The organism is Rhodococcus sp. AC861, from assembly GCF_979256035.1.
Map to the genome: position 1 here is coordinate 756,156 of NZ_CEEDMW010000003.1, position 13,298 is coordinate 769,453.

Genomic DNA, 13,298 nt, shown 5'->3' on the forward strand with positions numbered 1-13,298 from the left:
GCGTACGCAAGTGCTTAGGATTGCGTAACCTTCCAAGGAGAGACGTGAAATGAACGACGTTCGACGGGAGGGATTCAGCGTGAGTGACACTGCACCCCTCGCGCACGCTCCCGACTCGGGTGCACTCCCGGAACCCGCGGATACCGTCCGCTCGGACCGCGACTACTCCACGCTCGACGAGACCCGCCAGGCACCCAGCACCGCGTCCGTCGTCGCGGCAGCTGCCGTGGACATCGCCCTCCCCCTCCTTCCTCTCGCCATCGGTGCGGTGATCGTGCGATCGCTGGCCGACGACAACGGCGGCGGCCAGGTCGACCGCGTCGTCTTCGCCGCCATCTCAGTTCTCGCCGCCGTCGCAGTCCTGGTGTGGAATCGCGGGGTTCGCGACGGGCGTGCAGGTCAGAGCGTCGGTAAGTCGTTGTTCGCGCTGATTCTGCGGACCAGCGACGGCAACGCCACCGGTGTACGCGCAGCACTGGGACACCGGCCGCGTTCGCGGATCACCACCGTCCGACTGTCCGTGGCGGTCGCCGACGGCTTCCGACCGATCGAGCAGGACACGTCGTCGGCCGCGGCGCGCCGGCGCCGGACGACCGGACTGATCATCCTTGCCGCGGCGCTCGTCCTGGTCGCCCTGATGAGCATCGCGGTCGGTGCGCGACCTCTCACCTTCGCCGAGATCTTCCATGCTCTGTTCTCTGCCACCGGAACCGACACGGACGTGATCGTGCGGTCCTTGCGACTTCCGCGCACCGTTCTCGGACTGGTCGTCGGCATCGCGCTCGGCGTCGCGGGTGCGTTGATCCAAGGACACACCCGAAACCCGCTTGCCGACGCCGGCCTGCTGGGACTGAACGCGGGCGCCGCGTTCTTCGTCGTCATCGCGATCTTCCTGTTCGGCATCACGTCCCCCAGCGGATACCTGTGGTTCGCATTCGCCGGTGCGGCGGCCGCGAGCGTCGTCGTGTTCGGCACGGCCTCGCTCGGCGGGGCTCGCGCCAACCCTCTGTCTCTCGCGCTGGCGGGCGCGGCCATCGCGTTCTTCCTCCAGGCCATGACCAATGCCGTCGTCCTGCTGGATCAGACCACGCTGGACAGCTACCGCTTCTGGGTCGTCGGATCGGTGGCCGGACGAGGACTCGACATCTTCTGGACCGTGCTGCCGTTCATCGTCGTCGGCCTGATCATCGCGGTCGCCGGCACTCCGGCCCTGAACACCATCAGTCTCGGAGACGACGTCGCGCGGTCGCTAGGCACCAACATCACACTCACCCGCATTGTCGGCATCGTCGCGATCACGTTGCTCACCGGCGCGGCCACGGCCGCCTGCGGTCCCATCGCGTTCGTCGGACTGGTGGTGCCGCACGTGGCGCGAGCGATCACCGGACCCGACTACCGCTGGCTGCTGCCGTTCGCCGGCGCCCTCGGCGGAGTGCTGCTGGTACTCGCGGACGTCATCGGCCGGGTTCTGGTGCGGCCCGGCGAGCTGCAGGTGGGCATCGTGCTCGCCCTGGTCGGAGCACCCTTCTTCATCGCCCTGGTGCGCCGCAGAACGCTGGTCTCGCTGTGACCCGCGCTCTCGAAGCCGACGTCAAGTCGTCGGCGGTGGCAGGCAGGCCCGCGTTCCGGCTGGGCCCTCTCTCGACGGTGCGTCGACCGGCCCGGGTGATCGTCGCGATCGCTCTCGCGGCAGCACTGTTCCTGGTGTTCTGCCTGAACGTCGGGCGCGGCGACTACCCACTGTCCATCCCGGACGTCGTCCAAGTCCTGCTCGGTGGAGGTAGCCGGATCGAGCGCTTCGTCGTCATGGATCTGCGACTCCCCCGCGCGCTCACCGGCGTGCTCGTCGGGGCGGCACTGGCGGTGTCGGGCGCTCTCATGCAGTCGATCACCCGCAACGTCCTGGCCAGTCCCGACATCCTCGGCATCACGTCCGGCGCGAGTGTCGCGGCGATCTCGCTGATCGTGCTGTCGGGAACCAGCACCGCCGTGGGAGTGTTCGCGACGCTCGGTCTCACGATCGCCGCTCTCGTCGGCGGACTGCTCACTGCCGCGGCCGTCTATCTGCTCTCGTGGCGCGGCGGCGTGCAGGGAATGCGGCTGGTGTTGGTAGGCATCGCCGTGAACGCCATGATGGTGGCGCTCATCGGATGGATGCTGGTCAACGCCGACATCACCGATGTCACGCGCGCTCAGCTCTGGCTCACCGGCACGCTGTCCGGCGCGACGTGGTCTCAGGTCTGGCCCGTCACGGCGGCGGTCGTCGTCCTCGGCGCCGCGTCGGTCGGTATGTCCTTCCGACTCACCGCAATGAGACTCGGCCCGGACACCGCCCGGTCGCTGGGCGTGAACGTCCAGAAGTCGCAGGCCGTGCTGCTCGTCATCTCCGTCGCACTGGCCGCCATCGCGACGAGCGTCGCAGGCCCCATCGGCTTCGTCGCGCTCGCCGCGCCCCAGATCGCAGTGCGACTGACGCGGTCGGCCGAGCCGCCCCTGATCGCGTCGGCACTGACCGGGGCGCTGGTCGTGGTGGGCGCCGACCTGGTGGCGCGGACCGTGCTTCCCGTGGAACTGCCCGTCGGCATCGTCACCTCCGTCATGGGCGGACCCTTTCTGCTCTACCTGCTCGTTCGAGTCAACCGAAAGGCGACGATATGAGTGCGCACACACAGGCCGATGCGGCGGAGGCAGTGCATCCCCATCGCCTGGTCGCCGACAACATCTCCGTCGGCTACGGCGACCGCATCGTCATCGACAGCCTCGACCTCGAGGTGCACACCGGAGTCATCACCACCGTGATCGGACCGAACGGCTGCGGTAAATCGACGCTGCTGCGCGCGCTGGGCCGTCTGCTGTCGCCGCGGCAGGGACAGGTGACTCTCGACGGCAAGGCCATCGGCCACATGAAGACGAAGGACGTGGCCCGCACTCTCGGCGTCCTCCCCCAGTCGCCCATCGCACCGGAGGGTCTCACCGTCGCCGACCTCGTCGCCCGCGGCAGGCACCCGCACCAGTCGTGGATCCGCCAGTGGTCCCGCGACGACGAGTCCGAGGTGGCCCGCGCACTCCAGCTCACCGGTATCGAGGATCTGGCCGAGCGTCCCGTGGATCAGCTCTCCGGTGGACAGCGGCAGCGAGCATGGATCTCGATGGCGTTGGCGCAGGGAACGGACGTGTTGCTCCTGGACGAGCCCACGACGTACCTCGACCTCGCGCACTCCATCGAGGTGCTCGATCTCGTCGACAGGATGCACGACGAGATGGGCAGGACCGTCGTCATGGTCCTGCACGACCTCAATCTCGCCGTCCGCTACAGCGACCGACTCGTCGTCATGCACGAAGGCAGAATCGTCGCCAGTGGCACGCCGTCCGAGGTCATCTCGGAGAAGATGTTGGCCGACGTGTTCGGCCTGACCGCCGCCGTCATCGACGACCCGGTCTCGGACCGCCCCCTGATCGTCCCGATCGGCACCCGGCACGTCACCGTTCGATCATCGTCCTGACCAACTTGACGCTCTGCCCGAGGGACACGTCGGGCAGGTAGGCACGGCCGATCGCGTTGGCGATGCTGGGCAGGGCCACCGCGTCGGGGAACGTCATGTACATCGGCTCGTACACGGGCTGGAACTTCGACTTGAAGGCCAGCAGCGACCGGAACCCGTACACCGGTTCCAGGGTGCGGCCCACGACGTCGAGCAACCGTTCGAGCAGAGCGGACAGGGTCGAGGTCGCCGGCGACTCCTCGGTGGGGTCGCCCACCTTCGCCAGCGGCGCACCCGACAGGCTCAGGAACTGCGCGCCCTCCTCCTGCAACGACAGGGCGGCCGAGGCGATGAGGAATTCCATCGCCGGTCGGAACCCCTCGGACCGTCGACGCATGAAGTCGAGCGTCCATCCCACCACCTCGCCGTCCCGGTAGACCGGCATCCACGACGTGATGCCGTGCACCGTGCGGTGTTCGTCCACCGCGATGAGGCATCGGACCTGCGGATCGTCCACCTCGTCCAGGCCGCCGAGAGTGAACCCCATCTCGGGCATGCCCTTGTCGGCCACCCATTCCTCGGAGATCGCCGTGATCTGGTCGGTGATCGCCAGCGGCGCGGTCGGGAAGCTGATCCACTCGGCTTCCACCCCGGCCTTCTTGGCCCGGTTGACGGCTGTACGCACATCCTGGAACTTCTTGCCCGTGAAGGCGAGACCGTCGAGAGGGAGCACGGTCTCCTCCCCCACCTGGATGCTCTCCCAGCCGAGTGCGCCGGTGATGGACGCGACGTCGGGAGTCACCGAGTAGAAGCAGGGAGACCAACCGTTGGCCGACGCGTACTCCGAGAAGCCGACGATGGCCGCCTTCCGGTCCGCCGGGGGCCCGACCGGATCTCCGGTCGTCAGGGCGATACCGGAGATCACGCGGAACGCGACGTAGCTTCGGCCGTCGCCGGAGAACCAGTAGCGATTGCCGCTCCACGTCGTCATCCAGGACAACGCGCTGCCGCTGCTCGCCGACAGCACTGCGCGGGCACGCTCGGTCGCATCGGTGTCGACGCCGTACGCGGGCTTCACGAACGACCCGGCCGTCAACACGATCAACGTCGCCCAGAAGGCGATGCCCGTCCACTCGTACAGGACGGTCGCGAGTCCGCTGTCCGGAAGGAACGGCGGGTCGAACCACTGCAGCAGGATCGGGGGTACCAGACGCTGCGGGAAGTCTCCCAGCAGCGCCAGGGCGGACGGACTGCCGTCGAAGCCCCCGCGCACCAGGGTCCCGACGGCCACGTAGATCACGGCCAACGCCACCGCAGCCGACGCGGTCCCGATCCACACACGGCGATAGGTACCGGCCGGTGCCCGCACGTCGAAGTTCTTTCTCGTGACCACCAGCAACGCCAGGACGGCCAGCGGCACCAGGAACGGGACCGCCGTGCGGTACAGCGTCGCATCGCCGACGCCGTAGTAGAGCGTCTCGCCGTTGTCGAGGTCCGCGAATCTGATGAGGTAGTTGGCCAGCGCGAGGGCGATCAGGACGAACTGGGACAACACCGCGCCGGTCCACGCGAACCGTCGCCCACGACGGAGGCCGTCGGCAAGAACGAGCAGATAGAGCGACGGCAGCACGCTGGCGACGGTCGGGCCGACACCGCCGAGGCGGAGATCGAGCAGACCGCGTCGGCAATCGGTGGATCCCGGGTCGGCGCCGCAGACCAGGTTTACCTCGTCGACGGTCCACTGCTGACTGCGGAACAGCTCACGCAGGACAGCGAACGGGCCGACCGCGTTGGGCGAGAACGCCGCGATCATCGGACCGACGGCGCTGGCCGCGACGATCAACGCGACCAGGACGCGACCCTCGCGGCGCGTGCCGGCCAACCTCGACGCACGGGGAGACTTGCCGACGATCAGTGGTCCGGCGAGGCCTCCCACCAGGACGGATCCCAGTGTCGTGATGTCCGTGAGGTGGCCACCGAAGAGAGCCATGACCACGGTCAGGGCCACGAGACCCACCCGCACTCGACGACGCCACAAGGTGCCCATGTCGGAGCTGGCCACCATCAGGGTTCCGAGGATCCAGGCCGTCGGTCCCGAGGTGACACCGAGATGGAGTTGGAAACCCCACCCTTCGTCGAGAAGCTGGCCCAGCGCAGCGAGAGCCAGACCGAGCAGTGACCCACCGATCTGCGTCACCAGAACCGCCGCGGCGAAGCGCCGGGTGCCCATCCGGTGCTCGACCGGCGCCGCGACGAGAAGGAACAGAAGCGTGGAGACGACCAGCGCCGCGACTCCGAGAGCGAACAGCCCGGACGTCACCGGGGTCCAGAGACGCAGATTCTCGATGGGAACGATGCCCACCGCGATGTGATGGTCGAGGAAGCTGCGGTAGCTGCGGGTCGTCAGCGAGATGACGACGACGCCGATCCACATCGCGGCGAGCAGCGTCAGACTGACGGGCGCACCCTTCGCGCCGTAGGCGACGGTAGAACCGACCCGGGCACCCTGCCGGCGCGTGCGTGCCCACCAGGCGGCGACGTCCGTGCGGACACGGCCGATGCGGCTCGGCGCAGCGGGCGTGGGTTCGCCGTCGTCCGTTGAGGTCACGGTCACGAGGTGAGCCCCAGACGCGTTGCCAACCAGCCGATTTCGAGTTCCAATCCGGCCGACCAGGTTTCGTAACTGTGTCCACCGGGGACCTCCGCGTACTGCACGTTCATACCGGCTTTCTGTGCGGCGGCGAGCAATTGCTGCGCCGACTTCTGGTAGTCGGGGTCGCTCGCACCGACGACGAACACACCGGCGGTGTCGGGGAACTGTGTCGATGCCATCAGGTTCATCGGGTTCACGGCCTCGAAGGCGGCTTCGCTGCCTCCGAACGCCGCGTCGAGAGTGCGCTGCTTGTCGCCGAGCGTCGGCTCGAGTTGTCCGGACAGCACCAGGAACGTGGGATAGATCGCCGGGTAGTTCGTGGCCATCTGCAGCGCGCACGTGCCGCCGTACGAGAGTCCACCGACCGCCCAGTGCTTCGGGTCCGGATCCACCTGCAGCGTGGAGTTCACCCAGGCCGGCACGTCCTTCGACAGATACGTGGCCACATTGCCGAGCGGCGAGTCGACGCACAGAGGATTCGCGATGGTCGACCCGGTGGCGTCGGCGACGACCACCACCGGCGCCAGACCCTTGTGCTGTTCCGCGAAGCGATCCATCGTCGAGACCAGGCGCCCGCCGGTGAGCCAGTCGTCGGGTGAGCCCGGTTGTCCGGCCATCAGCACGAGGACGGGGAGCAGCGGGCGCCGGTCGGTGAAGTAGGCCGGCGGCAGGTAGACCTTGGCGTCGCGGGCCGAGAAGCCGGATGCCGTGCCGGGGATCGGCGCGTCCAGGATGCGGCCTCCCGCCGGCATCTCGGCGGGGGCGGTCCACGACGCCTCGAGCGGAGTGCCGGTCACAGGATCGGCAGTGCGCCCGGTCACCTCGTCGACGCCGACCTCCTCGACCGAGGAGATGCCGACTGCTGTGCCGACGGTCGGGTAGGCGTCGAAGACGAGGTTGACCTGAGCTGCCGCGGTCGCGACGACCGCGATCAGCGCGACGACGGTGATCACCTTGGACCACCACCGTGCTGCGGCGAGCAGGCGAGGAACCGTCAGCAGCAGCCCGAACACACCGAGTCCGACCCACACGTAGACGGAGATCTCCACCGGATCGGGAAACACGCGCCAGATCTTCTCGATGATCACCCAGGATGCGACGGTCAGTGCTGCGGCGATCACGAGGGTGATCGGCACGGCACGGGTCAGATGCCGTCGACTGCGGGCGAGAACGAGCCACACCAGACCCAGGACACCGGCCACCGTGACGACGATCGGAACGGGTCCGCTGACCAACGACGTGTCCAGGATTGCCACGGCGCAACAGTAGCCGCGGCGCCCGTCCGACGGCGCGCGTTGCGAGCGCGCCGCGCCGCGTTCACGTGCGACGACCCGCTGCTACACCCTGTAGTACGCATTCGCGTCGGAGGAGACGTATCATTTCCGGAATGGCAGGCCTGGGCGATCTCGAACGAGCAGTGATGGAACATTTGTGGTCGAGTTCGGAGCCACAGACCGTGCGCCAGGTGCACGAGGCACTCGCGGAGAAGCGCGAACTCGCCTACACCACGGTGATGACCGTGCTGCAGCGTCTGGCGAAGAAGAAGCTCGTCACCCAGCAGCGGGACGACCGCGCCCATCGGTACGCTCCAGTACATGGGCGCGAGGAACTTGTCGCGAGCCTCATGGTCGACGCTCTCCAACAGGCGGATCGATCCGGAGGCCGCGCTGCTGCGCTCGTGCATTTCGTCGGCCAGGTGGGCGCCGACGAGGCCGCAGCACTCCGTGAGGCGCTCACAGCGCTGGAGAAGCAGGACGACTCCCGACGCGGGACCGTCTGAGCGACCAGGCAGGCTCATCACCACTTCGGCACCGACGGTGAGGACATGAACGCACCGACAGCAGTGATCTTCGCGGTACTCGCGTTGATTCTGGCGGGCCCCGTTCCCGCACTGCTGGCCCGCGCCACATGGCCGCACCGCACTCCGCGCGCAGCTCTCGTCCTCTGGCAGGCCATCGCGTTGGCCGCCGTGCTCTCCGCCTTCAGTTCGGGGCTGGCCATCGCCAGTCAGCTGCTCGTTCCCGGGGCCGACGGTCGCCCCACCACCTCCCCCACCGCGGAGATCGACGCTCTCGGACTTCCCGTGTGGATCCTCTACGTCTCCGTGCTCGCCATCACCCTCGTCATCGGCGCTCGACTGCTCTGGGCCACGTCCCTGGTGGCCGTGAAGACGAGGCGACGGCGCGCTCGGCACCGCACACTCGTCGACATCCTCGACCGCAGCGCCGATCAGGTCAGTCCGCACGGCACCGACGTCCGCGTCCTGGATACTCTCGATCCCATCGCCTACTGCCTGCCCGGGCTCCGGCAACGTGTCGTCCTGAGCGAAGGCACACTGTCCAACCTGGACGACGACGAGCTCGCCGCCATCCTCACCCACGAGCGGTCGCACCTGCGCGCGCGCCACGACCTGGTCCTCGAAGCTTTCATGGCCGTCAACCAGGCGTTCCCGTACTTCGTGCGTAGTCGCTCGGCCCTGGGTTCGGTCCAGCTGCTCGTCGAACTTCTCGCGGACGACTCCGCGGTCCGCGTCACCGGGCCCCGGCCCCTCGCTCGAGCCCTGGTCGCGTGTTCGGGATCCTCGGCTCCACGAGGTGCGCTCGCGGCGGGTGGTCCCAGCACGTTGGTCCGTGTCCGCCGCCTCGCCACCCCGGGCTCGACACCCGGCGTCGCCCCGTTGGCGTACCTGGCGTCGGCCGCCATCCTCGTGGTCCCGACGATCTACGTCGCCGTGCCGTGGCTGACCGAGCTGAACCGGCTGCTCCAGCACCGACCCTGACACTCCGTCCCCTGACACCCCGCGAGTCGACTGGCTCACACGAGTCGGCATGTGGAGCGCCCATCGCGTAGGGTTGTCCTTGGTTCATCAGAACCATCCGTTAGTCGATATGGCACAAACTTCGCCGTCGGACAGCGCGAGTTCATCGAACTCCCGCACCGTACGGACGACAAGACACCTCACATTGCGCCCGAGCTCCGCTTGCGCATCGATGACCAGGTGATGTGTGCCCTGGCTCGTTACTGCTGCGCGGTGATCATTCGTTGCTGCGTGGCGACGCGCCTGCAACCCCGAGAGGTACCACCGCGTTGACCAGCGCTACACCCGTTTCTGATTCTGCTACCAGCACCACCGGCCCCGTGGCCGAGTCGGTCGATACCACCACCGTCGACGGCACCCCCGAAGATGCGACCAGCACCGAGACCACGTTTTCCGATCTCGGTCTTCCCGCAGCCATCGTTGCGGCACTCGCGAAGAACGGCATCACCGTTCCTTCCCCCATCCAGAAGATGGCCATCACCGACGCACTCGGCGGACGTAACGTCCTGGGCCGTGCGCAGACCGGTTCGGGCAAGACCCTCGCCTTCGGTCTCCCGATGCTCACCCGCCTCGCGGAAGCCGGCGTCAAGCCCGCCGCGAAGCGCCCCCGTGCACTCGTTCTGGTTCCCACCCGTGAGCTCGCCTTCCAGGTGGTCGATTCGCTGCAGTCCTACGCCACCGTCCTCGGACTGAGCGTGCGTCCGGCCGTCGGCGGCACCCCCTTCGGTCGGCAGGCCGATCAGCTCCGTCGCGGCGTAGACGTTCTCGTCGCCACCCCCGGACGCCTCGGCGACCACCTGCGTCAGGGCACCTGCATCCTCGAGGCAGTGGAGATCACCGCACTCGACGAGGCCGACCAGATGGCCGACATGGGCTTCCTGCCCGAGGTGCGCGACATCCTCGGACAGACCGCGAACGGTGGCCAGCGCATGCTGTTCTCCGCCACGCTCGACCGTGAGGTGCAGTCGTTGGTCCGCCAGTTCCTGGCCGACCACGTGCAGCACTCGACCGGTGACAGCAAGGCTGCCGTCGAGTCGATGGATCACTACATCCTGAACGTCGGCCGCGGTCAGAAGGACATCGTCCTGTCCGAGATCGCTGCTCGCGAGGGTGGCCGGACCATCATGTTCGCCCGCACCAAGCTCGGCTGCGACGGCATCACCGACCGTCTGCGCGCCGTCGGCATCCACGCCGAGTCGCTGCACGGCGGCAAGGCGCAGAACCAGCGCACTCGCGTTCTCGATCGTTTCAAGAGCGGTCGCACCCCGGTGCTCGTCGCCACGGACGTCGCTGCACGCGGCATCCACGTCGACGGCATCGACCTGGTCGTCCACGTCGATCCGCCCGCGGATCACAAGGACTACATGCACCGCGCCGGCCGTACGGCTCGCGCCGGCGCTGCGGGCACCGTCGTCGCCATCGCGCTGCCCAACCAGCGACGCATCATCAGCCGCCTGACCGGTCAGGCCGGCGTCAAGGTCAAGTCCGTCGACGTCTCCCCCGGTTCGGCCGAGCTCGGCTCGATCACCGGTGCCAAGGCACCGTCCGGCGAGCCGGTGCGCGAGGCACCGCGTCGCGAGCGTCCGAGCGGCCCGTCGCGTTTCGGCGCATCGGGTTCACCTCGTACGGGTGGCTACCGCGGCGGCGACTCCGGTGGTTACCGGGGCCGTGACGAGAACCGCACCGGCGGCTACCGCGGCGGCGAATCGAGCGGTGGCTACAAGGGCCGCGACGAGAACCGCACCGGCGGCTACCGCGGCGGCGAGTCCAGCGGTGGTGGCTACAAGGGCCGCGACGAGAACCGTACCGGCGGCTACCGCGGCGGCGAGTCCAGTGGCGGCTACCGCGGACGCGACGAAAACCGTTCGGGCGCAACGGATTCACGCTCCGGCGGCTTCCGCAGCCGCGCTGCGGGCACCGCGCGCGACTGACAGCTACACCCTCCTTGTCCGGCCCCGACTTTCGCGTCGGGGCCGGGCAGGGAAAGCTGGGGGAATGACTTCCTCTGAATCCACTCCTCTCGCTCAGATCGGTGTCACCGGACTCGCGGTCATGGGATCGAACCTGGCGCGCAACTTCGCCCGGCACGGACACACGGTGGCGGTGCACAACCGCAGCTACGCCAAGACGCAGACGCTCCTGGACACCCACGGTGGTGACGGAACCTTCGTCGCCTCGGAGAGCGTGAAGGACTTCGTCGCAAGTCTCGAGAAGCCGCGCAAGGTCGTCATCATGGTCAAGGCCGGAGACCCCACCGACGCCGTCATCGAGGAACTCGCCGGTGTCATGGACGAGGGCGACATCATCATTGACGGCGGAAACGCCCTCTACACGGACACCATCCGCCGCGAGTCCTCGCTGAAGGACCGCGGCCTTCTGTTCATCGGCGCCGGAATTTCCGGCGGTGAAGAGGGCGCATTGAACGGCCCGTCGATCATGCCGGGCGGACCCGCGAAGTCCTACGAGTCGGTCGGACCGCTGCTGGAATCGATCTCCGCCCATGTCGACGGCACCCCGTGCTGCACCCACATCGGCCCGGACGGGTCCGGCCACTTCGTCAAGATGGTGCACAACGGCATCGAGTACGCCGACATGCAGTTGATCGGTGAGGCCTACAACCTTCTCCGCGACGCGCTGGGCATGGACCCCGATGCCGTCGCCGACGTGTTCCGGCAGTGGAACGAGGGCGACCTCGAGAGCTACCTGGTCGAGATCACCGCGCAGGTTCTCTCCCACAAGGACGCGAAGACGGGCAAGCCTCTCGTCGACGTCATCGTCGATGCCGCCGAGCAGAAGGGCACCGGCCGCTGGACCGTCAAGGCAGCGCTGGACCTGGGCGTCCCGGTCACAGGAATTGCCGAGGCCGTGTTCGCCCGCGCGCTGTCGGGCGCACGCGGACAGCGCGAGGCGTCCAAGGGTCTGGCGTCGGGAACGCTGTCGGCGATGCCCGAGGACATCGAAACCTTCACCGAGGACATCCGCTCCGCGCTGTACGCCTCCAAGGTCGTCGCCTACTCGCAGGGCTTCGATCAGATCGCCGCAGGCTCGGCCGAATACGACTGGAACCTGCACCCCGGCGACCTCGCCACCATCTGGCGCGGTGGATGCATCATCCGTGCCCGGTTCCTCAACCGCATCAAGGATGCCTACGACGAGAACCCGGAACTGCCCGCACTGTTGCTGGCGCCGTACTTCCGTGACGCGATCGAGAACGCCGTCGACAGCTGGCGCCGTGTCGTGTCCACGGCGACACTTCTCGGTATCCCGGTGCCCGGCTTCGCATCCGCCCTGTCGTACTACGACGGACTGCGCGCGGAGCGTCTGCCTGCCGCGCTGACGCAGGGTCTGCGTGACTTCTTCGGCGCGCACACCTACGAGCGCATCGACGCCGAGGGCAAGTTCCACACGCTGTGGAGCGAGGACCGCTCCGAGATCGAAGCCTGACACACCCGTGAGTTCGCCCGTCCTGGCAGTTCTGCTGTCGCTGGTGGCTGCGTTCCTCTTCGCCTGCGCCGCGGTGGCGCAGCAGAGCGCGGCCTCGGCAGTCCAGGACGGGCGTTCTCTCGTGTCCGGCCTCGCCACCAGCCCTCGGTGGTGGGCGGGGGTCGTCGGTGATCTGGGTGGCTATCTGGTCCAGGTCGCCGCCCTGGCGGTGGGATCGGTCAGCGTCGTGCAGCCTCTCCTGGTCAGCATGCTGCTCTTCGCGCTTCCCCTGGCGGCCAAGTATTCGGGGCTCCGCATGCGCCGGGCCACGTGGCTGTCCGCAGTCGGCCTCACCACCGCCCTCGTCGCGTTCGTTGCGGTGGGCGATCCCACGGAGGGCAACTCGAACGCACCGCTGTCGGAGTGGGCGTTACCCGTCGCGGCCGTGGTGGTGATCGCGCTGATCGGCGCGGTAGCCGGTGCCGCCGTGAACGACAGCGGCCGCGCGGCGCTGTTCCTCGGGATAGGCGGCGGGTTGCTGTTCGGTGTCGCGGTGGCGTTCACCAAGTACGTGACGGACCTGGTGGAGGCAGATCCCCTGGGAGCCCTCGCCGCCTGGCAGACGTACGCGCTGGTGGCGTCGGGCGTGGCCGGCTTCTATCTCCAACAACGGGCCTTCCAGGCCGGTCCGCTGGCGGCCTCGCTCCCGGCCGTGACGGTGTGCGAGCCGTTGGCAGCGGTGTTCCTGGGGGTCGTCGTGCTGGACGAGCGCATCACGATGGACGGCGCGCGGGGGCCGATCGTCGTCGCGGCGGCACTCGCGATGGTCGTCACCACCGTGGTCCTCTCGCGTGAGCAGGGGCGTGAGCACGCACCCACGCCCGACGCGGCGACTCGCCACCGCTGAATCGCGTACTCTTGT

Annotated in this window: 10 protein-coding genes; 8 read left to right on the plus strand and 2 right to left on the minus strand. The window is 68.2% G+C overall.

The features are described 5' to 3' along the window. The first annotated feature begins 79 nt into the window (after positions 1-79). Genes AC0IX4_RS13070 through AC0IX4_RS13080 form a run of 3 tightly spaced genes read left to right on the plus strand, consistent with a single transcriptional unit; the run spans position 80 to position 3,503 of the window. Positions 80-1,570, plus strand: a complete 1,491-nt coding sequence (locus AC0IX4_RS13070) for a FecCD family ABC transporter permease (protein ID WP_471829231.1) — start codon at positions 80-82, stop codon at positions 1,568-1,570. Then, positions 1,567-2,658: a FecCD family ABC transporter permease gene (locus tag AC0IX4_RS13075; RefSeq protein ID WP_471829233.1), complete on the plus strand. Its 1,092-nt coding sequence runs from the start codon at positions 1,567-1,569 to the stop codon at positions 2,656-2,658. The genes AC0IX4_RS13070 and AC0IX4_RS13075 overlap by 4 nt, the downstream gene beginning before the upstream one ends. Continuing rightward, positions 2,655-3,503 carry an ABC transporter ATP-binding protein gene (locus tag AC0IX4_RS13080; RefSeq protein ID WP_471829234.1) on the plus strand — a complete coding sequence of 283 codons (849 nt, stop codon included), beginning with the start codon at positions 2,655-2,657 and terminating at the stop codon, positions 3,501-3,503. The genes AC0IX4_RS13075 and AC0IX4_RS13080 overlap by 4 nt, the downstream gene beginning before the upstream one ends. Here AC0IX4_RS13080 and AC0IX4_RS13085 read toward each other — a convergent pair. Together AC0IX4_RS13085 and AC0IX4_RS13090 are read right to left on the minus strand one after the other, a co-directional pair. Beyond that, positions 3,481-6,090 carry a bifunctional lysylphosphatidylglycerol flippase/synthetase MprF gene (locus AC0IX4_RS13085; RefSeq protein ID WP_471829236.1) on the minus strand — a complete coding sequence of 870 codons (2,610 nt, stop codon included), beginning with the start codon at positions 6,088-6,090 and terminating at the stop codon, positions 3,481-3,483. The two genes, AC0IX4_RS13080 and AC0IX4_RS13085, sit on opposite strands and share 23 nt — an antisense overlap. 2 nt (positions 6,091-6,092) lie before the next feature. Further along, a complete protein-coding gene (locus tag AC0IX4_RS13090) occupies positions 6,093-7,391 on the minus strand; it encodes an alpha/beta hydrolase (protein ID WP_471829237.1) in 1,299 nt (432 codons plus the stop codon). A gap of 131 nt (positions 7,392-7,522) precedes the next feature. On the opposite strand from AC0IX4_RS13090, the gene AC0IX4_RS13095 reads away from it, so the two are divergent. From AC0IX4_RS13095 to AC0IX4_RS13115, 5 genes are all read left to right on the plus strand, one after another. Then, complete coding sequence (locus AC0IX4_RS13095; RefSeq protein ID WP_471829238.1) at positions 7,523-7,915, plus strand: BlaI/MecI/CopY family transcriptional regulator; 393 nt, start codon at positions 7,523-7,525, stop codon at positions 7,913-7,915. Between the two features lie 45 nt (positions 7,916-7,960). Beyond that, the gene (locus AC0IX4_RS13100; protein ID WP_471829239.1) at positions 7,961-8,914 is read left to right on the plus strand and encodes a M56 family metallopeptidase; all 954 of its coding nucleotides are present in this window, start codon (positions 7,961-7,963) and stop codon (positions 8,912-8,914) included. A 359-nt stretch (positions 8,915-9,273) separates the two neighbouring features. Next, the gene (locus AC0IX4_RS13105) at positions 9,274-10,884 is read left to right on the plus strand and encodes a DEAD/DEAH box helicase (protein WP_471829240.1); all 1,611 of its coding nucleotides are present in this window, start codon (positions 9,274-9,276) and stop codon (positions 10,882-10,884) included. Positions 10,885-10,948: 64 nt separating this feature from the next. Beyond that, entirely contained in the window at positions 10,949-12,397 is a 1,449-nt protein-coding gene (gene gndA, locus AC0IX4_RS13110; RefSeq protein ID WP_471829242.1) for an NADP-dependent phosphogluconate dehydrogenase, read from the plus strand. A gap of 7 nt (positions 12,398-12,404) precedes the next feature. Beyond that, positions 12,405-13,283 (plus strand): DMT family transporter, encoded by an 879-nt coding sequence (locus AC0IX4_RS13115; RefSeq protein ID WP_042573707.1) that lies wholly within the window; start codon positions 12,405-12,407, stop codon positions 13,281-13,283. Positions 13,284-13,298 lie beyond the last annotated feature (15 nt).